General features: G+C 40.4%; 16 protein-coding genes. 6 read left to right on the plus strand and 10 right to left on the minus strand.

The window, feature by feature from the left end; genetic code table 11:
• Nucleotides 1-176: 176 nt before the first annotated feature.
• From LXL81_RS07520 to LXL81_RS07535, 4 genes are all read left to right on the plus strand, one after another.
• Nucleotides 177-3,590 (plus strand): SusC/RagA family TonB-linked outer membrane protein, encoded by a 3,414-nt coding sequence (locus LXL81_RS07520; protein WP_234646111.1) that lies wholly within the window; start codon nucleotides 177-179, stop codon nucleotides 3,588-3,590.
• A gap of 18 nt (nucleotides 3,591-3,608) precedes the next feature.
• Complete coding sequence (locus LXL81_RS07525; protein ID WP_234646112.1) at nucleotides 3,609-5,153, plus strand: SusD/RagB family nutrient-binding outer membrane lipoprotein; 1,545 nt, start codon at nucleotides 3,609-3,611, stop codon at nucleotides 5,151-5,153.
• A gap of 81 nt (nucleotides 5,154-5,234) precedes the next feature.
• Complete coding sequence (locus LXL81_RS07530) at nucleotides 5,235-6,167, plus strand: RraA family protein (protein ID WP_234646113.1); 933 nt, start codon at nucleotides 5,235-5,237, stop codon at nucleotides 6,165-6,167.
• A gap of 54 nt (nucleotides 6,168-6,221) precedes the next feature.
• A complete protein-coding gene (locus tag LXL81_RS07535) occupies nucleotides 6,222-7,706 on the plus strand; it encodes a mandelate racemase/muconate lactonizing enzyme family protein (RefSeq protein ID WP_234646114.1) in 1,485 nt (494 codons plus the stop codon).
• A 125-nt stretch (nucleotides 7,707-7,831) separates the two neighbouring features.
• Here the strand turns inward: LXL81_RS07535 and LXL81_RS07540 are convergent, their stop codons facing one another.
• Entirely contained in the window at nucleotides 7,832-8,200 is a 369-nt protein-coding gene (locus LXL81_RS07540; RefSeq protein ID WP_234646115.1) for a VOC family protein, read from the minus strand.
• Nucleotides 8,201-8,380: 180 nt separating this feature from the next.
• Here LXL81_RS07540 and LXL81_RS07545 point away from each other — a divergent pair, with 180 nt between their 5' ends.
• Entirely contained in the window at nucleotides 8,381-11,614 is a 3,234-nt protein-coding gene (locus LXL81_RS07545; protein WP_234646116.1) for a cyclic nucleotide-binding domain-containing protein, read from the plus strand.
• Nucleotides 11,615-11,696: 82 nt separating this feature from the next.
• Here LXL81_RS07545 and LXL81_RS07550 read toward each other — a convergent pair whose 3' ends face one another.
• Genes LXL81_RS07550 through LXL81_RS07565 form a run of 4 tightly spaced genes read right to left on the minus strand, consistent with a single transcriptional unit; the run spans nucleotide 11,697 to nucleotide 15,143 of the window.
• Nucleotides 11,697-12,281, minus strand: a complete 585-nt coding sequence (locus tag LXL81_RS07550; RefSeq protein WP_234646117.1) for an HD domain-containing protein — start codon at nucleotides 12,279-12,281, stop codon at nucleotides 11,697-11,699.
• 42 nt (nucleotides 12,282-12,323) lie between these two features.
• Nucleotides 12,324-13,370, minus strand: coding sequence for an adenylate/guanylate cyclase domain-containing protein (locus LXL81_RS07555; protein WP_234646118.1), 1,047 nt, complete (start codon nucleotides 13,368-13,370; stop codon nucleotides 12,324-12,326).
• Entirely contained in the window at nucleotides 13,360-13,740 is a 381-nt protein-coding gene (locus LXL81_RS07560; protein WP_234646119.1) for a response regulator, read from the minus strand. The genes LXL81_RS07555 and LXL81_RS07560 overlap by 11 nt, the downstream gene beginning before the upstream one ends.
• Before the next feature lie 23 nt (nucleotides 13,741-13,763).
• Nucleotides 13,764-15,143, minus strand: a complete 1,380-nt coding sequence (locus tag LXL81_RS07565) for a sensor histidine kinase (protein ID WP_234646120.1) — start codon at nucleotides 15,141-15,143, stop codon at nucleotides 13,764-13,766.
• Nucleotides 15,144-15,533: 390 nt separating this feature from the next.
• Here LXL81_RS07565 and LXL81_RS07570 point away from each other — a divergent pair, with 390 nt between their 5' ends.
• On the plus strand, nucleotides 15,534-15,887 hold the full coding sequence (locus LXL81_RS07570; protein ID WP_234646121.1) for a hypothetical protein: 354 nt from the start codon (nucleotides 15,534-15,536) through the stop codon (nucleotides 15,885-15,887).
• A gap of 440 nt (nucleotides 15,888-16,327) precedes the next feature.
• Here the strand turns inward: LXL81_RS07570 and LXL81_RS07575 are convergent, their stop codons facing one another.
• The 5 genes from LXL81_RS07575 to LXL81_RS07595 form a co-directional block, all read right to left on the minus strand.
• Complete coding sequence (locus tag LXL81_RS07575; protein ID WP_234646122.1) at nucleotides 16,328-18,175, minus strand: chloride channel protein; 1,848 nt, start codon at nucleotides 18,173-18,175, stop codon at nucleotides 16,328-16,330.
• Nucleotides 18,176-18,495: 320 nt separating this feature from the next.
• Nucleotides 18,496-19,257 carry a hypothetical protein gene (locus tag LXL81_RS07580; protein ID WP_234646123.1) on the minus strand — a complete coding sequence of 254 codons (762 nt, stop codon included), beginning with the start codon at nucleotides 19,255-19,257 and terminating at the stop codon, nucleotides 18,496-18,498.
• A 147-nt stretch (nucleotides 19,258-19,404) separates the two neighbouring features.
• Entirely contained in the window at nucleotides 19,405-21,327 is a 1,923-nt protein-coding gene (locus LXL81_RS07585; RefSeq protein WP_234646124.1) for a response regulator, read from the minus strand.
• A 2-nt stretch (nucleotides 21,328-21,329) separates the two neighbouring features.
• The gene (locus LXL81_RS07590; protein ID WP_234646125.1) at nucleotides 21,330-21,923 is read right to left on the minus strand and encodes a chemotaxis protein CheB; all 594 of its coding nucleotides are present in this window, start codon (nucleotides 21,921-21,923) and stop codon (nucleotides 21,330-21,332) included.
• On the minus strand, nucleotides 21,920-22,735 hold the full coding sequence (locus LXL81_RS07595; protein WP_234646126.1) for a protein-glutamate O-methyltransferase CheR: 816 nt from the start codon (nucleotides 22,733-22,735) through the stop codon (nucleotides 21,920-21,922). Before LXL81_RS07595 ends, LXL81_RS07590 begins: the two co-directional genes overlap by 4 nt.
• Nucleotide 22,736 lies beyond the last annotated feature (1 nt).

The following is a 22,736-nucleotide window of genomic DNA, read 5'->3' on the forward strand; positions in this document are numbered from 1 at the left end:
TAAAAGAGCCAGCGATGTTTGCTCCATCACTGACTCTGTGCATCCCAAATGCTTGCAGGCATCATCTCATGAAGATGTAAGGGAAACTTTTTGTCCAAATTTTTTCACAAATCAAGAACAAAACAATCAAAACTATGAAAAAAAACCGACAATCGATTCGGCTAATATGTAGTGTTATGAAAATATCATTTTACCAATTAATGTTGGCCTATGTCTTCTCAACCATTGCCTCAGCGACGGTGGTTGATGCTCAGGAAATACTCAATCAGAAAGTAACCATTGAAGTAAACAACCAGGATATGAAAAGTGTCCTGACCAAACTTAATAAACTAACGCAAATACGTTTTACTTACAGTTCAGCAATAATCAATACGCAAAGAAAAGTGACCCTGAAAGCGGTTGAGAAACCTTTATCCGATGTTCTGGATGATCTTTTACGACCCATGAATCTGGGTTACAAACTGGATGGCAAACAAGTAATTCTGGTCAAAGCCGCAAACCCGCCCAGCAGTTTTACCAATGAGGCATCAACAACTCCTTCCTCGATTGACCGGACTATTACCGGGAAAGTATCGGACGAAAAAGGGGATCCCCTGCCCGGCGTCAGTATTGTTGTAAAATCATCGAAAGTTGGTACTGCAACAAATACGGAAGGAACGTATCAGCTAAGTATACCCGATGACAATGCGGTTTTGATTTTTTCCTATGTAGGCTACACACCGCAGGAAGTTATGGTTGGGAACCGTTCAAATGTAGACATCGTAATGTCACCCGATGTGAGAAATCTGGAAATGGTTGTGGTAACAGCTCTGGGTATCAAACGTGATGCAAAAAAACTGGGATATTCCACAGCAACCGTGAATACAGAAGAATTACAAACAAACCGTACGACAAACCTGGGAAACAGTTTACAGGGAAAAGTGGCAGGTTTGAACGTTTCACCACCGGCAAGTGGTCCGGGAGGATCTACCAAAATCCGTATTCGCGGTCAGTCTTCATTTGGTGGTAACAACTCGCCTTTGATCATTGTAAACGGTGTTCCGATTAATAATACGAGTGTTTCTGCCGGAGGATCTTCCGGAAACGGAACCGGTAACCCAACAGGCGGATCTTCGGATGCTGGTGATGGTTTGCAAAGTATAAATCAGGATGATATTGAATCGATGACCGTACTGAAAGGTGCAGCAGCGGCCGCGCTTTATGGATTTCGTGCAAAAGACGGTGCAATTATCATAACTACAAAAACAGGTACTAAAAGCACCGGTATAGGCGTAGAGGTCAACTCTAATTTCCAGGCTCAGGAAGCTCTTGATTACACGAATTTCCAGTATGAATACGGGCAGGGTGAATTTGGAAAAAGGCCAACCACCACAGCCGAAGCTCAAAGTTCAGGTGTGTTTGCTTTTGGAGAAAAAATGGACGGTAAGTTGACTCCACAGTTTGACGGTTCGATGCAGCCTTATGTTGCAAATAAAAACCGTATCAAAGATTTCTATCGGACCGGTACAAGTTTTACGAATTCCGTAGCACTTTCCGGAGGAAATGAAAAAGGAAATTTTCGCTTGTCATTCGCCAATACGGATGCCAACGCAATTGTCCCAAATTCTGACTACCACAAAAAGATATTCAATCTTGGTCTGAATTATAAATTTACCAAAAAACTTTCTGTTCAGTTAAACGCCAACTATTCGAACGAATTCAATCACAATCCTCCGCAGATCGGTCTTCAGGATATGAACGCCAATACTACGATTTATACCCTGGCAAACAGTATTGCTGTTCCATGGCTTAAACAACGTAAAGATGCGAATGGCAACGAAGCACCACTTTCCCGTTTCACCAACAGAAATAATCCTTACTGGGTGGCTTACGACCGTTTTGAAAATGTAAGACGCGACCGGATTTTTGGAAATACTTCCGTTCGTTATGAATTTACAAAATGGTTATATGCCCAGGCCCGTATTGGTCAGGATTATTACACAAGGCCGTATAATTATAACCGGCCAACAGGAACACGTTCAATTGGTGCGGTAACAACCGGATTCAACGGATATTACTATCAGGATGTCTCCACGTTCCGCGAAAGAAACATGGACTTCTTAATCGGTGGAAACCACACTTTTGGAGATTTTGGTATTGATGTAACATTGGGTGGAAATCAGCTTCTTCAGGTAAGCGACAACATGTCCACTGCCGTTACGAATTTCTATATCCGTGATCTGTACACCATTGGAAACGGGCAAATTAAAAGCCCCAATTATAGTTACAGCAAAAAGAAGGTAAACTCGATTTATGGTGCTGCTGAATTCTCCTTTAAAAACTTTCTTTATGTAAACGTAACTGGAAGAAATGACTGGTTTTCAACATTAAATCCTGAATCAAACAGCTATTTATATCCATCGGTAAGCGCGAGTTTTGTATTTAGCCAGGCATTTAATCAGCTTCCATCCTGGTTGAATTATGGTAAACTTCGGGCAGCTTATGCGGAAGTTGGCGGCGATACGGATCCCTATTCCAACAATTTATATTATGCGTTGAACGCTAATCCTTTCAACGGAGTAGCCCTGGGTAATATTTCCAGCAACGTCAGTCCGAATGCCAACCTTCGCCCGCTAAAAGTTAAGGAATTCGAAATGGGACTTGAATTCAAAACTTTCGACAGCAGACTGAATCTTGATATGTCGGTTTACAAAAAAAATACGGTTGATGAAATCCTGAATGTTGACGTTTCAAACGCATCCGGATTCTCTGGTACCAAAGTGAACATTGGTAAACTTCAAAACAAAGGAATTGAATTTTTACTTACAATCGTACCTGTTAAAACAGAGAACCTGATCTGGGAAACTGGTTTTAACGCAAGTTATAATATCAGTAAAGTAATCGAATTAGCACAAGACCAGCCACGTTTCGATGTAGGAACTGGTGAATTTTTTGGAATTGTTTCTCACGAAGTTGGAAAACCTTTGGCCTCTCTAAGGGGGTTTGATTATAAACGTGATGCACAGGGAAGAGTCCTTACAGCTGGCGGTTTGCCGCAGCAAGGTAACCTGACCACTTTTGGAAGTGCTATTCCAAAATGGGTTGGTGCATGGCTTAACACATTCAACGTGAAAGGTTTCCGCATCACCACGCAGGTCGATTTCAAAGCGGGATACAAGATCATGTCCAACTCCAATCTTAACTTTTTACGTGAAGGTTTGTCAAAGCCATCATTGGTTGGTCGTGAGGGTGGAGTTGTGTTTGATGGTGTCAATGTTGACGGTTCACCTAACACTACGAAAGTTGAAGCAGAGCAATTCTATACCGCATACCGCAGTACAAACATTGCTACGCCATTTATGTATAACGGAAGTTTCGTGCGATGGAGAACGCTTTCTGTAGGATATGATCTTTCCCGTTACGTAAAGAAATCCTTTATCAAAGGGTTGACAATATCGGCAATGGCAAACAACATCTGGCTGATCAAGAAATATATTGATAACCTTGATCCCGAGGCTCAGGTTTCTTCATCGGATAATCTTCAGGGAATTGAAACACACACGCTTCCGACAACAAGAAGCTACGGACTAAACCTGAATATCAAGCTATAACTTTAATAAAAGACCGACATGAAAAAAATACATATATACCTTACAGTGCTAGGCTTGTTATTAGCTGCAAGTTCGTGCGACAGCGGCTTTGAAGATGTAAATAAAAACCCGGTACTGGCTACGACAACCGACCCGGCTTATCTTTTTTCCAACGCACAATTCAGCTCTGCTATTCCCACTTTTAGTTATCAAAGTGAAATCGTTCAGCAAATTAATACACCCTACACTGGCGTAGTGGAAGGGGGAAATCATAACATTGTTTATGACCCGAGTTCAAATGTCATGTTTAATTCTATGTACATCGGTGCTGGTACAGGAAGCGGTCCGGTGAACCTGCTAAAAACGATAATGACGCTTACAAAAGATAATCCTTTACGCGCTAATATCTATCAAATGGCCCGGATCTGGAAAGCCTATGCCTTTATGGTACTGGTAGATACTTACGGTGATGTTCCCTATTTTGATTCTGCAAAAGGTTACTCTGATGGAATAAATCTTCCAAAATATGACGATCAGAAATTGATCTACGATGATATTTTGAAAGAACTGGACGAAGCTACAAAAGCCCTGGACGCCACAAAAAGTATTGAAACAGGAGATTTGTTTTACAAAGGCAATATAGTGCAGTGGAAAAAACTTGGTAATTCACTTTTACTTCGTGCTGCCATGCGACTAATTAAAGTGGATGAAGCCAAAGCAAAATCTTATGTGGCCAAAGCGGTTGATCCTGCCAACGGAGGAGTGATGACTGCCAATTCTGATAACGCTTACATCGCTTTCAATACCACCTTTAACAATCCGAATGCCAATTTTTTCCAGGGTACTGAGCGGGCTAACGTTTATTTAGGAAAACCATTTATTGATTATCTGAAATCAACTTCTGATCCGCGTATCAGAGTTATTTCCGTAAAATACGCGGTTCCTGCAAACCCGCTGGCGACGGCCGGTGCTGAAAATACAGAACCTGCGGATCAGATTGGAATGCCATATGGTTACAACGAATCTACAATTACTACGGTACCGGGATATCCCGGAAAAACAGGTTCAGCGTTCAATTATTCTCAAATTAACCGTCGCACAGTAGGTAAAATTGATGCACCTGAATTTTTCATTACACATTCCCAGACACAGCTTCTTTTGGCAGAAGCGGCCAGCAGAGGATATATTTCAGGAGATGCGAAAACTTATTACGAGGCAGGTGTGAAAGCGCATATGAATCAGATGGCGCAGTTTGATGTTTCAGCCGCCATACCGACTGCGAGTCAGGATGCTTATCTGGTTGCCAATCCTTTTGATGCGGCGAACGCATTAAATCAGATCAATACACAATACTGGGTTTCCTCATTCCTGAATGGCGCAGAAGCCTGGGCCAATTTCCGACGCAGCGGTTTCCCTGCGCTAACTAAAAATCCATATCCGGGAGCTGATCCTTCAGTAAAAGATTTTATCCGCAGACTGGTTTATCCGGTCCGTGAAAAATCTGTGAATACAGTGAACTACAACGAGGCAATTGCCCGTCAGGGCCCTGACGAATTGGGGACTCATGTTTTCTGGGATAAATAAAGTTTCAAAAATTAGCACAGGTGGTATCCAAAAACCACCTGTGTTCCAGGTCATTTAATCTTTACTTAAACCTACCTACCTATGTTAAAAAAAACAATGCTGTTGCCGGCATTTTTGCTTGCGTCATTTTTAAGTAATGCCCAGCCTATTTCACCAACACCTGATCAGATCAAAGCACTCACTGCAAGTTGGAAAGGTGAACGTTCGGCAGACGGTCGTCCAAAGGTTTCTGATGCAATCCTGGCCCGTTTGAAGAATATTTCCATTGAAGAAGCCTGGGGTGTTTTAAGAAATAAAGGTTATCAAAACCAATACGAAGGCGACTGGCAGTTGATTCATCCGGATAGTTCGATGACGGGCCGTGTGGTTACTGCTCAATACGTTCCACTACGGCCTGATTTACAGGATTATATAAAAGAAACCGGTAAAAAAGAAGGACGAAATCCTGCCGGAGGAACAAATTCCTGGCCCATTGATGTGCTCACCAACGGAGATGTGTACGTGGCTGACGGGTACGGAAAAATTGCTGACGGGACATTGATCGGTGATAATCTTGGGAACTCGATTTATGCCAAATCTAAAAGAGGTACCATATTTTACGGTTCGGTCCGGGATGTGGAAGGGCTTAGCGAAATCAAAGGTTACAATGCCTGGATAAAAGGATCAGATCCGTCATATATACAACAAATGATGCTTTCGGGTATTAATGTTCCAATCAGAATTGGCCGTGCGATTGTTCTGCCGGGTGATGTTGTTTTGGCAAAAAAATATGGTACCATCTTCATCCCGGCACATTTGGTGGAGGATCTTGTCATTACTTCCGAAGTCACGGCTCTTCGTGATGAATTTGGCCATCAAAGACTTAGAGAAGGAAAATATACGCCTGGCGAAATCGATACGAAATGGACAGACGCCATTTCAAAAGATTTCCTGAAATGGATTAATTCTTATCCGGGCCGGCTTCCAATGAGCAAAAAAGAACTTGATGATTATTTGAAAGAGCGCAATTACTAGTTAGATATTGGCCTTTTAGCCGCTTCACTATCATTTCCTAAATATCTTAAAATTATGAAAAGTATCTTAAAACAAATTATTGCAACTAATAAAGAAGTTGAAAAAGCAGAAAAGCTTGCAGTTCAAACTGAAATACGCAATCCGGCAACAAAGGACAGTCGCCGTAACTTTTTAAGAAAATCGGCTGTGGGTGGTATTGCGCTGGGCAGTTTTATGTCTATGTCCATTGAAGATACTGTTGCCCAGGCCACTTCAAAAGTGAATCGCGCATCCAAGCCTTCAGAGCTCAAAATCACTGATATTCGTTATTGCGTCATCCAGAATGTTGGACGTACACCGATCATCCGCATTGATACAAATCAGGGAATATATGGTCTGGGAGAAGTGCGTGACGGCGCTGATGAACGTTATGCACTGATGTTGAAAAGCAGACTGCTAGGAGAGAATCCTTGTAATGTTGAAATGCTTTTCAAAACCATCAAACAATTTGGTATGCACGGCCGCCAGGCTGGTGGTGTTTGCGGCATCGAAATGGCGCTTTGGGATTTATGCGGAAAGGCCTACAATGTTCCTTGCTGGCAGTTATTGGGCGGTCGCTATCGTGACAAAGTGAGATTATATGCCGACACGCCAGAGTTTGAAAGTCTGGATGAGTTCAAACAAAAAATAAAATTCCGCACGGAAACCCAGGGATATACCTGGTTGAAAATGGATATTTCGATCGGTATGCTGAAAGGAAAAGAAGGTTCTGTTGTGAATAATAAGGTTTGGGGTGGCGGATTTTCTCAGTGGTCCGGCGATTACAATTCTTACGCTAATACAAAACACCCATTTACCGCAATTCAAATCACACCAAAAGGCTTGGATGAAATGGCGAAAGTTGTTGATGACGTACGCAGTATCGTTGGTTATGAAATGCCGATTTCATCAGATCATTACGGGCACTTCGACTTGAATAATGCAATCCGTTTGGGTAAAGCCATGGATAAATACCGGCTGGCCTGGCTGGAAGATATGGTGCCATGGCAATATACTGATCAATGGAAACAAATTTCGGAAGCACTTGAAACACCAACACTTACCGGTGAGGATATCTTCCTGAAAGAGGGTTTCCAGCCGTTGATCGAAGCACGGGCGGTAGATATTATTCACCCGGATCTCGCTTCTTCCGGTGGACTGTTAGAAACAAAAAGAATAGGAGATTATGCTGAGGATCATGGCATTGCAATGGCCATGCACTTTGCTGGTTCGCCGGTGAGTTTTATGGCTAACGTTCATTGCGCCGCCGCAACACAGAATTTCCTTGCTCTCGAACATCATTCGGTGGATGTGCCTTGGTGGGAAAGTATTGTCAAAACAACCGACGGTAGAAAACTGATTGAAAAAGGTTATGCAAATGTGCCTCTGGAAGCACCGGGATTAGGAATCGAATTGGTAGACGAAGAAGTTAAAAAACATCTTACGCCAAAAGATAAATCTTACTTTGCCCCTACTGACCAATGGAATGACAAACGTTCGCATGACCGCTTGTGGAGCTAGACATTTAGCTTTTAGCAGAATCGAAAAACGCCGGATGAGTTTCTCTCTTCCGGCATTTTTCGTTAACAAAAAGAACAAATTTTATTAAACCAGATTTCTTCGAGTGATTAGCTAAATGCCAACAGCTAATCAACATATTGCAGGAATTCGATTCTGTTTTCAAAAGGATCACGGAAGGAAAATCTGTTTCGGCCTGGAATTGGTGTTAAATTTTTGACCGGGATTCCATAATTTACTAATAATTTCCGGGATTCTTCAAGATTATCAACCTCAAAAGCCGGATGCCGCTCGGACGAATTGCTGCCATGATCGGTCATTAGATGCAATTGTATATTTCCCATTTGATACCAGATCGCGCCGCGCAAGTGTGGCCGCGCAGGATCGATAATTTCTTCAAGCCCTAAAACTTCTTCATAAAATCTTCTGGCTTCCTTCTCCTGACCTTCCGGAAAACAAAGCATAACGTGATCTATCCGTTTAAAACTAATCTTCATAATTGGGTATAATTTAATTCATTTTTTCACCGGAATTCTTTCAGACAGATCGTGATTTTTGTAAATCCGAGCCTCCATATTTTCAAATTTCTGCAAAAATCACGACTTCCTGAACAGTTTCTGTTTTTAAAAGGCAGAATAAGTGCTTATTTTACATGAGTGACTAGCTTTTCAACCAATATGATATCAGCCATTACAAAAAGTAGATTTTTTAGTAAAATTAACCCACAGACGCTTCTCTTCTTTTTTCATAACTTTTTTATCAACGTCGGAACAACGCTTGTATACGTTTCGTCGAATATATTATTGCTTGAAAATCATCCTGAATCTTCTTTACCTATTGCCTATATAGCTGCCGCACTGGCGGTGATGGTTGCCGGACAAATTTATGAGCATTACGAACACCATCTGGTTCTTGAAAAACTGAGTCTAGGTACCATGCTCTCTTCTCTTTTCATGGTTTTGGTGGTGATGATTTTACTTTGGGCCGGACATGGAATGGCCACGGCCGTGGCGATTATGGTCGGTTACCGTATTATTTATCTGCTTATCAATCTGGAATTCTGGGGCTTATCCGCAATCGTTTTTGATGTCAGGCAAAGCAAAAGATTATTTAGTGTGATCGGTTCCGGAGATATGCCGGCGAAAGCATTGGGTGCAGTTTTAGCTGTTATCATCCACTCTCCGTCCGTTCTGATGATCTTGCTGGGCGTATCACTGGTATGTTTTGCAATCGCCTTTTACACGCAAAAACTTACTTTCAAACACACAGTTATCCCCAATCCGCATCATGCCAGACCCCGACAATCCGGTTTGTCAAACTCTAAATTTGTACAGAAATATTTTAGTGGTAACAGACTTCTAACCGCATTATGTCTTGGAACAATTGCCATTGCCGCTGCAGCCACCTGGATAGAATATCACTTTTTTGTCAATGTAAAATATAAATTTCACAGCCAGCATGATACCATCATTTTCATTGGATCGCTCCTGACGGCTACCTATGTGATATCAACCTTCGTAAAATTATTGTTTTCCGGGAAAATTGTTGAGCATTTCGGAGTAAAACTGACCTTATACCTTTTACCCCTGACAACGGTTTTTACATCGCTTGGGTTGATCGTTTCATCTTACTTCCGTACGGACGAACCTTCGCTACTTGTCTATTACTGTATTGCCTATTTATTATTTGAGCTCGTCCGGCGAACGCTTTTTGACCCGGTTTTCCTTGTATTTTTTCAGCCATTATCCACAAAAAACCGTTTGAAGGGTCACACCCTTGCCAAGGGATTTTATGAGCCACTTGGTATGCTCATCGCCGGTATTTTACTTTGGGTTATATACTCAATGAAGTGGTCCAATATTGGTTTGACTTTTGATTTATCGTTATTATTTTCTTTGGTGGCCTTGCTGATTTTTAGAAAAGCTTATGGAGAATATGTCCTTGAATTAAAAAGTGCAATCAGCAAACGGTTTCTAAAAAGTGGTGAAATGGCCTCTCCGGGTGAAGCTTTACCTATAATCAGGGAAAATCTTAAAAGTGAAAAGAAGGAAGAAGTTATTAACGCTATCGCCTGGCTGGTTAAAAACAAACCCGCCACATTCTCTAAAAACGCAGATTTTTTATTAAAAAATCCGTCCGAACTTGTGAGGCTTAAAACTTTGGAAGCACTGGGACAAATTGGAAGATATCAGCCCACTGAGTCATTCTTTAATTATATTGAAAATGAAACGGATACGCCGTCGCAAACACTTGCGGTTCAAATTGCCTCAGCTTCGGACTCTTTATCAAATGAAAAACTGGCACATTACCTCTCCCACAGCGATCTGGATATTGTGAGAGGAGCCGTCATGGGTGCCCGGCACTCGGGCAAATCAGCAACACTTTTGAGTCAAACAATCAATCAGCTATTTCTTTCGGAGGATGTGGACGCGCGTCTGACAGCTCTGGATTGTGTAGAAAATATTGATATTGAACCCTATCGAAATCAAATCAAAACTTCTTTAAAACAGGATAATTTACGCATTCAAAAAAGGGCAATTGAAGTTATTGGAACCAGTGGCGACAAAGCGATGGTGCATGATCTTCAAAGGTTTCTTACCGGAGCTTTATCCAAAACAACAAGTCTGGCTTTGGTAAGATCGGGAGAAACAGGTATTATGATTTTGCTGGAATGGCTGAACCGCACAAGTTCGCAGAAAGATCTCCTTGCCTTTTTGAAAGCCGCTGAAAAACAGCCTAATCCTGCGATTCTTCCGGTTTTATTTAATTTACTGACCCGTATTTATCAAAATAAAGAAAATCCCGTGTCTAATTCCCCTTTGACTCTTCGGGTTCATACGGCTGCGCTACGCACATTGACGCATTACAATTTGAATGACGAATACAAACTTCCTCTTCAGGAGTTTATGGATGTGGAGTTGAGTCATGCCTACCGGATTCTTAGTGCGACAGAAAACGAGACAGAAAATCTGGTATGGCAATCTTCACTTAATTATGAATTACAACAGACTAATCATCGTTTGTTCCATCTTTTCATGCTTTTGTATGATAAAGATACCGTTCAAAATGCCTGGAAAGGTATAAAACATGCGTCTCAGGAAAAACGCGCAAATTCCCTGGAAATGATCGAAAACCTCCTACCCAGGGATTTATACCCTTCATTAAGAGCTCTTTTTGAGGAGATTCCGTTGACAAAAAAACTGGAAGCATTAAGGCAATATTTGAATATTCAGGATAATTATCCATCTTTTGTTTCTTACGTTTTGAAACAAAAAGAAAACTATTTTACCTCCTGGACTATCGGACTTGCCATTGAAAAATGGACGCCGCAAAATGATGATATTACAACACTGGACGTTTTTGCAGATCATCCTGTGCGTTTGCTCCGGGAGGCAATTCAAAGTGCATATCAGAAATACCCGAATTATTCATTCAATACCACAGCATTAAATACAATGAAACAAGCCGAAAATGCCCAGCAAATTTCTGAAATGGAAAGAGTGATTGTATTGAAAAATACAAAACTTTTCTCACAAACACCTGAAAATGTGCTTAGTTCAATCGCACCGATTATGAAGGAAGTAATATATCAGGAAGGTCAGGAAATTTTTGCAAAGGGTGATCCTGGCGATAGCATGTTCATCATTTATTCTGGTGAAATCGGGATTTATGACGGGCCAAAACAATTAGCGCTTTTTGATAAAGGTGAAATTTTTGGTGAGCTGGCATTATTGGATACCGAACCTCGTTCTGCCTCAACGGTTGCAGAATCTGATGTTTTGCTGTTCAGGGTCGATCAGGAAGATTTCTTTGAACTGATGGAGGAACGAGATGAAATTTTAAGAAATGTTTTACGAATTCTTTGCCAGCGGATACGGGTGCAGAATGAGAAAATGAGGGCTACGGTTTAGAAAATGAATTAATATCGGACTTTTAATTCCCCGGGTTGAAACCCGGGGTTACCGTTATCGGTCATGCCGATGGCATTTTAATTTATGGCTTGATAAGAAGTTGTAAATTATGCAGATGTTTTTGCTTTTTGCACTCTCTCTTTTTTACTGCGGATTCGGTATGATACCGATGCATTCCAATAAATTTTACCTGAATATTATTCCATGTATTTTCATCTGCAACGAGATTTCTTAGAAATAATTCTTTAAACAACGTTGCTGCAATAAGCTCAAAATCATCACGTCCAAGATAATCCAGATCTGCGTCACAAATTATTTTTTCAAGATGCGTTTTCGGACTTTGCGGGATTTTGGTGGCCATGATCATACCGCAAATTATTTCAATCTGCTCATTTGTATATTGAAACAAAGGCAGAGAAGACCGCACAATCGTGCAACCTTCTTCTTCATGATCTTTGTAAGTATTAATGAAACCGCTGTCATGAAATAATGCAGCGGTTTTGAGCAGTGCCAGGGATTCTGCATCATCAACTGCTTCTTCTTTTGCCAAAATTAAGGCTGCATTTTCAACATCCAGGGTATGGTGAAGACCATGGTAATAAAGGGTATCAGATAACTCCCTACCCAGCAAATCTAAAATATATTTTTCTGATCCGGCAATATCCATATTTATATAAATGACTTATTACCAATATATTATCATTTATCTCTATTCAATAACTTCATAAACCTGCATCGCATCACGTTTATTTTTCAAGTGTACTTCGCCTATTAATTTACATTGAAACGCTTCTTTAATCTTTTGATACGCCGACTCAGGAACTACAATTTGACCTGGACCGGCAGCATTTTGCAAACGCTGCGCAACGTTAACGGCATCACCGATTACGGTATAATCCAACCTACGCAAGGTAGCGGATCCAATATTCCCGCTTACCATTTCTCCGGAATTGATACCGATGGATACATTTGGAAAATACTCGGTCTGACTATTCAATTCTTCCTTAAATCCATTGATCTGATTTCTTACTGCCAGTGAAGCTTCTATTGCCCGATCCAGATGGTATTCACCTTTGAAAACAGCCATAATCGCATCGCCCATAAACTTGTCAACTAATCCGCCATGGGCAAGAATCTCCTTCACCATGATATCAAAATACTTATTAATCAGCTTAACAACCTGGTCTGCCGGCTCACGTTCTGAAATAGACGTAAAACCGCACATATCCATAAAAACGACTGAGGCTTCGATATTTTCACTGGAAGTCAGTGACGTTTCAAACGCCTCCTTTGTCATAAATTGAAGCACCGAAGAATCCACATACATTCTGAGGATATCATTTTCCCTTACCGCTTTCAATGTTTGTTTCAACTGCTCAACGTATTTAAGCGTTTTTTCCATTGTCAGTTCGAGATCCTGAAAATTGATCGGTTTGCAGACAAAGTCAAAAGCACCTCTGTTCATGGCTGTACGGATATTTTCCATATCGCCGTAAGCAGAAACGATGACGGATTTCAGAAGCGGACTAATTTCGCCGATTTTGATAAGCAATGTCAAACCATCCATTTCCGGCATATTGATATCGCTCAAAACCATATCAACATCCGGATTTTCAGCAATCATCCGGAGCGCAACTTCGCCGTTTTCTGCAAAAATAAAGTCATATTGCTGTTCACGGATCTGTCTGCGAAATTTTTGTTTAATCAGTAATTGCAAATCCGGTTCGTCATCAACCACAAGGATCTTAGCCTTCATAACGTTCTTGTAATTTTTGTTTCAGTTCTGTGAAATTCACCGGTTTCGTCAAAAAATCATCTGCACCAAATTCCATAGCCTGGCTATAATTATCAGTATCGCCATAAGCGGTTATCATCATCACGACCGGCGGTGCCAGTGGATTATCTTTCCGGATCTTTTTTAGCAATTCAATACCGCTCATTCCCGGCATATTGATGTCGGAAAGTATCATTACAATTTCAGAGGCATGTCCTTCCAGATAGTTTATCGCCTCTTCACCCGAAAAAGCGAACGAAAACTGGAATTCTCCATTCCGTATTTCCCTACGAAACTTTTGTTCAAAAAGTGCCTGAACATCCATTTCGTCATCTACGACAAGTATTTTCATATGGGAGCTTAACTATTAATCAATTAAATTTCTTTGGTACTAATTGGAATCGTAATTTTAAATTCAGTGCTTTCACCAGGTATGGAGGTTACGTCCAATAATCCATCATGAGATTTTGTAATAATATCGTAACTCATTGAAAGACCAAGGCCTGTACCCTGCCCTGTTGGTTTGGTAGTAAAAAACGGCTGAAATATCTTGGCTTTAACACTTTCCGGCATACCAGTACCATTATCTATCACCCTGATATATAACTTATTGGCAAACATTTTCGTAATTACCTTTACTTCCGGTTTATAATCTGTAATCACAGGATTGTCCCTGTTCAGCCTTTTCTTTTCTGCAACGGCATAAAAAGCATTGGTAAATAAATTCAGGAAAACGCGGCCAAGGTCCTGAGGCAACACATCTACCTTTCCGATTGTCGGGTCAAAATCTGTTACCAGTGCAGCGTTAAATTCTTTATCTTTTGCACGCAGACCGTGGTACGCTAAACGCATGTATTCATCAGCCAGCGCATTAATATCTGTTGGTTCCTTATGGCCGGATGAAGTACGGGAATGTTGCAGCATACCTTTTACAATCGAATCTGCGCGTTTGCCGTGGTGCGTTATTTTTTGCTGATTTTGACTTAAATCGCTGATAATTCCGGCGATATATTCTTTATCAGCTTCCGGAAGGGACGTCTTCTGAATTTCCTCTTCCAGCTCCTGACAAAGTTCTACCGAGACTTCCGAAAAGTTGTTCACGAAGTTCAAAGGATTTTGGATTTCATGCGCAATACCCGCTGTAAGTTCACCGAGTGATGCCATTTTCTCACTCTGGATGAGCTGCACCTGTGTCGATTTTAATTCATCCAGCGTTTTCTGCAATTCTTCTTTTTGCCTTGTCAATTCAATGGTACGCTCTGTAACCAAATATTCAAGAGCTTCTTTTTTAGCCTGATTTACTTCGTCTTTGATACGCTGCTCTTCCCGCTCCTTATCCAGAATGCGCTGCTGCTTTTGTGAATTATACCAAACCGCAAACAACCAGATAAAAGCAAAAACCTTGGCTGTAACAAGATAATCGCTGTATTGGCTATATAATTTATGCGGTACAATGAGCTCGGCAAAATCTGTAAATAAGGCAATGGCTATAAATGGAAACGCTCCCTGCGCGAGTGACCTGACAGGTTTAAATACATCCTTCGTGAAAATGATCCACATGATGTATCCAACAAAAGGATACCATAGCCAGGTAACCAATTTTGATTCATCGAAAATGTAAAAAGCAGCAACCAGCCCTATGGAAACGTACCGTGCTCCAATCAGTAATTTTTCCCACTCCGGAAGCTTTGTGGCCGTTTCCAGCCTTTTACGAATAAACTGAATCAGAAAGAAGGTAAGTAAAAAAAATTCCATATGCGGAAAAGCAGATTTTAAAATGCGATGTTTTAAAAAAATAATAGATTACGGCTGGCGAATAAACACTTAGCGTTATACGCCTGGACGTTTCTCGAATCACTGACCAATGTATGGATTTTCTTCTTAAATAGCCTTATTCGCCTGTGAAAACAAAACTGTAATATCAAAAAGCGTCATTACGCATTTTGATATTACAATAAAAGTGATGTCCCTTCTGGTTCTGCCGGGAAATCTGATTGCTTATGAAATATAATTTTGTAACCTTTCATAACTAACTTACCATGAAAAATCTGAAAATAAAATCACACCTGTCATAGGGGTTATCCAAAGTTTGATTGTGATAAATAAAATCATTGTATCCATCAATTTACAAATTAATACTTACTTATGAAAACCTTGATTGCGACTGCATTTTTTATGTTTTGTGCTACAATTTCCTTTTCCCAGGTTTATGTAGCTGGTGTGAATATCAATGAAATCGATTCTGTCAAAGTTTGCCAGCTGACCTATTCTACATACCGAAGTCTGGCTGCCATGGATAAAATATCTATTGATTATGGCCAACCCGACAAAAAGGCTTTGAACAGGATTACCAATAAAACCAACACTGAAAAAGTGAAATTTAACTCATTAGGCCATGTCCTTAACTATATGGAAAACAATGGTTGGGTACATTACGATTCACAGTCGCTGGTCATATTGAATGAATCTGAACACATGTTATATTTTAGAAAGAAATGATCAGATGTATATGGCTATATATTTAATGCAGTGAAATGATAAGTATTTTAATGAAAAATATAAGAATACTATTGAAGAAATTCAAAGTGCTTATATTTTATTCTAATAAATTTCAAAAAACTGATCCAGGTCATAATTTGTGATAATCAAATTCCTCAAATTTGTGTCAATCATTGACGTGTTAACGCCTTTGAGGTGAGAAATATTTGTAAAGGTCCCTGGCACGTGTTAGGGATTTTTTTATTTTTAGCCTGTCGCACAAATAAATACTCCTCTTTTAAAGAACAGCAACACTGAATGGAAATATGGATGCAACGTTTCCCGCTGCTAAAAAATTTGACGCAAAACTGAAATCAGACCAGGGAGAGATATGTAGTAATTATGATGTAGATGTAGACAAAACCAGCCCAAAACTGTAATAAAAATCTAAAAACTATTTTCTATCCGGAATGTGCCTGCAATAATTGCCTGTAACTATTCAGAACACTTGATTTGGAAATAAATCCTGCAAATTTCCCGGATTCCTTTATTACCGGTAAATGCCAGGAACCGGTTTCGTCGAATTTTCTTGCAACCGTCACCACAGAATCATTTTCAACGATAACAGCTTTGGGTTCTTTCATCAAACTACCCACAGTCATAGACTCGTCAAAATCTTTGTTAAAGAGAATTGGCCTGAGATCGTCCAGAGTTATAATTCCTACCAGCGTTAGATTATCGTTTAAAACAGCAATCAGGTTTCTTTTTCCTTTTTTAACGACTTCCAGTAATTCTTCGAAGGAAGCAGTTTCGTTAATAACCTGCGCGTCTTTGTCCAGCAGATCCAGTGTGTGCAAAAGAGAAAGAAGGTTTCTGTCGTGCTCTCTGGTAAAGATTTTTCCCTGCTTCGCCAGCTTTTCCAAATCGGGAGAAATGGGTGAAAACCATTTTGCCATCAAAAAAGATATAACCGAAACGACCATCAAAGGAATAAAAAGGTCATATCCCGAACTTGATTCAGCAATCAAAAATATGGCTGTTAACGGCGCATACATCACCCCGCTCATTACCCCAGCCATCCCTACGAGAATCATATTAGTCATAGGTACATCGGCGATTCCCGTCTGTAAACAGAGCAAAGCCATAACGTAACCAAGCGAACCTCCTGCAAAAAGTGAGGGTGCAAAGTTTCCACCATTACCACCGCTATAAATCGTAATGGAAGAAGCGAATGCTTTCAGCAAACAAACAACTGCTACGAAAACGATTATCACCCATTCCCGGTAAGCGATAAAACTAAAAAAACTGTTTTCAATAACTTCTTTGATCTCACCGTTGGTAAAAGATTTTATTGTATCGTAACCTTCCCCAAACAAAGGCGGATACAACACACATAATAACGATAAAATGGCTCCCCCGAGCATGGCTTTCTGGAGCCGGGACATTTTCAGGTTATGAAAGAACTCTTCAATGTAACGCGTGATTACAAGAAAATATCTGGCATATAATCCGCTGAAAACTCCGAGAATGATGTAGAAAGGAAGATTATGATAATTGAAAGCATCACGGGTGTGAAAAAGAAACAGAACTTCCTCCTGTAACAAAATGCGGGAAATTAAACTGCCGCAAACCGCTGCTACCACGAGTGGAATAAAATCCGAAAAAACTACCCCCGTCAGTAAAATTTCAAAAGCGAACATCATACCCGCAATAGGCGCATTGAAGGCGGATGCAATACCGGCCGTTGCACCGGCGGCAAGAAGCAAAGTCCGTTCGCGATAATCCAGTTTATAAGTCTGTGCAAAGTTGGAGCCAATAGCCGCACCAGTTACTGCAATCGGGCTTTCCAGTCCTGCGGAACCACCCAAACCAACCGTTATAGCACTCTGAACGATTTGAGAGTACATTTTGACTGGTGAGACATTACTGGAATTCTGCGCAATTTCATAAAGAATAACCGGAATTCCTTTTTTATCAAGTCCTTTAAAAAAAACCTTTACAACAATTGAAGTGATTACTATACCTAAAAAGGGAAAGATCAGATAGAAAAAAACCTGGTCTTCAAAATGAACTTTATAGGTGATAATGTAGTGGATGTAATGAACCAAAGATTTCAAAACCACACCGGCAAGACCGGCCGTGCATCCAACCAGAATACCCGACAAAATCAAAAACTGACTACGCGTCAGCAGACTTTTGAGCCAGAACATTACAATTTCATAACTCTTGACCTTATGCATACTAAACAGCGTAAAGTCACGCTTGAATTTCAGGAAATTGTAATATTTTTTTATGTTTCGATTCTTCACTCTAATTCTTTTGTAGCCAAATTAACATCTTTTTAAGGCAAAACTGTCATGCATCAATCTGTTTTGACAAAAAAATCGTAATCTAAATTATAAGACACTTCATTAACAACGATACTTTTGGTTAATCCGGATTGGAAGGTGGAATAATTTTCATTTTTTATATCCACCTTACAGATTTAAGATCAGATAGTTCGAGAATTGGTATCTACTGGATTTAAATACACTTTGAATGCTCAGTACCTCCTTCTGTAAAAGCCAAAAAGGAATGCCCGCTAAACAGATTCAGCGGGCATTCCTTTTCAACTTCTTATTTCTGAATTTTAACCATTTCCACGGGCCAGCTGAACGGCCAGGCGAATATCGACACCACGATCAGCGTTTCCATAACGGCCATAACCATTTCCGATACCAACACCCATTCCGCCTCCCATACCAATTCCTCCACCCAAACCGATGCCGATTCTTGGAGAAAATCCGGACTGAGACGAAGCACCGTCAATTTTAATATTGATCCCTAAAATAGGAGAATCCTTTGTATTCAACGCCAGTAAACTGAAAGGAATGGCAATTTGCTCAGTTAACTCTCCGTTCTGATCCATGCTTATTTTGGATTTAATACTGCCATCTGCTTCTACCAGATTAATAAAGTGCTGACCTTTCGCGTCCTTCCAGACAGCTTCTTTGTTATAAGAATCCATCAGCAAATTAAGCCCCAGGCTATTTGGTAAATCCGTATCAATCCGTTTTAAAGCCTTACGATCTTCTTTCAAAACGACAGGAAACATCAATGAATAAGAATCTTTTTTTTGACCTTCCGGAGAAAATGAAACTTTAAGTCCGTTGCCCAGAATTTTCTGGATCGTCTGCGGATCACGGGTTGACATAGTCAGATACAAATAATGATCATCGTTGATGATGCCATATGCAAGCCTCGAAGCCTGGTCCTTATGATCAGGTTTCACTTCGTCAACATAAGTAAAAGGGGCATTCCATTTTGATTCAACAGGAATAGTTTTGGATGAACTACACCCTGCCAGTACTGCTAACGTGAGGAGAAACCAGCGGTTTGATTTACTTTTCATTTTATTATTTACGTACACTAAATTTCGACTTTAATTAAACGAAATCACACATAAATCATTACGATTAATTCGAAAAATTCGTTGCATGAAGTGTAAGATTAATAAAATGAGGAAGGTTAATAAGGTCTGAGTTTTTGCTTACTTCATTCAATAAACCGTCTGCAATAACAGCAAACCAATTTTTTCATGCAATTTGGTTGGTTCGAATGGTTTTGATAAAGTATCATTCATTCCCGAGTCAATGGCCTGCCGGGTATCCTCTTCCAGAACCGTGGCCGAAAGTGAAAGTATAGGTGTAGTAATTCCAAGTTTCCTCACACGCTGGGCCGCTTCGTAGCCATCCATTTCCGGCATTCGTGTATCCATAATGATCAGGTCAAATTCCTCCTTTTGAAGCACCTGAACAGCTTCTTTTCCATTTACAACCAAAGTTGTATCAATCAGCCAGGTTGTAAGATATTTATTTATCAATAAAGCGTTGATCTGATTATCCTCAGCTACCAGTACCCGCTTGCCAAAAAAGGGAGATAATGTTTTGAAAGAAACAACCGGCTTTTTACCTTCCAGTTTTTGATTCGAATCTTTCGCCAGCAACGTAAAATAAAATTCACTGCCTCGCTGAAACTGACTGGTAACCTTCAATTCACTTCCCATCAGCAAAACCAGTTTTTGAGAAATAGTCAGTCCCAGACCCGTACCGCCGTAATTATGAGAAGTCTCGGCAGTAGCTTGTCCATATTCAGAAAAAATAAATTGCATACGGTCCTCTGAAATGCCGATGCCTGTATCTTCCACAGCCAATCTGATTTTATGATAAACTCCTTCCACACCGCCATACTCAATACGAAGTCTGACATAACCGGCATGTGTAAACTTCAAAGCATTACCCACCAGATTCATCAGGATCTGATTCAGTCGCATACCATCTAACATGACGCTTTCAGGTATCTCTTTGGCTACATTTAATGATAACTCAATGCGTTTTTCATCAGCTTTAAAACGCATCAGATCAATAATTCCTTTACCGAGCACCTTTAAATTTGTAGGTGTAGGCAGGATAGAAAACTTTCCATCATCAATCTTAGATATATCAAGAATATCATTCAAAATATTAAGCAGAGAACCGGAAGAATGGAGGAGCATATCCAGCAATTCGCGTTGACCTGGCTCTAATTCCGTAGCTTCCAGCAAGTTACCAATACCAATTATTCCGTTCAAAGGTGTGCGGATTTCATGACTCATGTTGGCGAGAAAAGCTTCTTTCACTTTCCGTGACTTATCTGCAAGGCTTCGTGCTTCAACGAGGGCAAGTTCGTGAGCTTTACGCTTTTCGATATCATGCAGATTGATAAACAAGAGTTTATTTTTATACATGATCCGTAATTCAAGCCAAACCGGCTGATGCAGTTTTCCGTGAAACTGGTCTTCAACCACAATAGTTTCACCGCTCATATATGTCTGATTGACCAGAACGCCCTGCAAACCTGAACGATTTGGCTCCACAAGCAGATCCAACATCGAAACATTTATCAGCGACGAAGGATGTAGCCCAAGTATGGAAAAAACGGATGGATTAATAGACATAATCCGACCAGACTCAGCTTCTACGGTGGCAATAATATCCGGAGAATTTGTAACAATCGTTGCGTAATTTTCAAGCAGCTTGTTTTTTTCACGAATCTCCCGCTGGCTTCTGGCCAGTCTGATCAGTGAATCAACTTTTGCATTTGTGATGTATGGATCAAGCGGTTTGTACAAATAATCAATGGCACCGGTTTTCAGCCCTCTGACTGCGTAAGTCGTTTCTTTGGATATAGCTGTTACAAAAACGATCAATATATCTTTTGTTTTTGGATTTGAAGCAAGTGTTTCGGCAAATTCAAATCCATCCATCCCGGGCATCTGGACGTCAACCAAAGCCACGGCAATTTCATTTTCCCAGACAATGCGAAGTGCTTCGTTGGGAGAGGTGGTGGAATAAATGGATATATCATCTCTGTCCAGTACAGCTTTCAGAGAAATTAAATTTTCTTCTCTGTCGTCTAAAAGCAAAATTTTAGTTTTTTCCATGACTACGTTGAGTAACTGTAAAGTACACTTCTAATTTCTTCAAAAATTGTTTTGTCATCTAAAATATGGTGTCTGCCATATTGCTTTAACGCCTCTGCAGGCATCCTTGGTACCTCTGCGAAATCAGGATTTTGAACATAGGTTGCAAAACCCTTTTCCGCAATTAACTTCAACCCCAATGCTCCGTCCTGACTTGCACCTGAAAACAACATGGCAGCCCTGATGTTAATCCCCGATTGCAGTGCTGAAATCAATGTCGCATCAATGGAAGGGCGGGAAAAAAAATCCTTATCGGTATCGTCCAGATAAAACCTTTTGTCCGGGCCAATCAGCAAATGATAATCCGGTACTGCAAAATATATGCAATCATTTTCCACCGGATCCAGATGCTGCGGCTCTTCCATTCTTACCTTTGTTTTTGCTTTAAACAAAAAGGGAAAATTGGCCATACTGGACTTTCCACGATGTAAAACAAAAATCACTGCGCAGGGTAATGGCCTGGTGGCAAGCTTCAATATTTGTTCGAAAATTACAAAACTACCGGACGAGCCGCCTATCAGTACCAAATTCAGCGGACCACGATTCTGCTCTGTCATTTGATCTTTTGATAAATATTCAGATGCGCATCAATAATCCTGAAATTCTCTTCAACTCCTGAATATCTTAACGTCTCCCTTTTCCCCAGACATAAAAAACCAAACATGCCGAGGCTTTCATATAATAGTTTGAAAACTTTCTGACGTTGTTCAAGATTGAAATAGATCATAACATTCCGGCAACTCACCATTTGAAATTCATTAAAAACCCCGTCACCGGTAAGATCGTGTAGTGAAAAAACAATGTTTTTTCTCAAATTCGGATCCATAATGGCCTGATTATATGCCACATTATAATAGTCTGACAAAGAATTTTTGCCTTCTGCAAGCATATAATTCTCCGAAAAAGTTCTCATATGTCCCAATCCAAAAACGCCTTCACGTGCCGATGAAAGCACACGTTCACTCAGATCGGTTCCGTAAATCAGTGATCTGTCAAACAAACCTGCCTCCTTTAGAAGAATAGCCATAGAAAAAGCCTCTTCTCCGGAAGCACAACCTGCGATCCACAACCGGATGGCCGGGTAAGATGCCAGATATGTCAGAATTTCGGAGCGTACGCTTATAAAAAAATCCGGATCACGAAACATTTCAGAATAATTGACCGTCAATTCCTGTATGAAATCGTAAACCGTTTTACCACCCTGCTCAATATGAATATGCAGTTCAGATAAATCCATGGCATGTTTTGTAAGATAACGCGAGGCCCTCCGTAGCAAAGACGGCCGCGCATAACCAGAAAAATCAAACCCTGAAATTTCCCTGACCTTTGTGATTAACAATTCCAGTTCCTGATATTCCAACAGTACCATA

The organism is Dyadobacter sp. CY356 (genome assembly GCF_021440195.1).
GTDB lineage: Bacteria > Bacteroidota > Bacteroidia > Cytophagales > Spirosomataceae > Dyadobacter.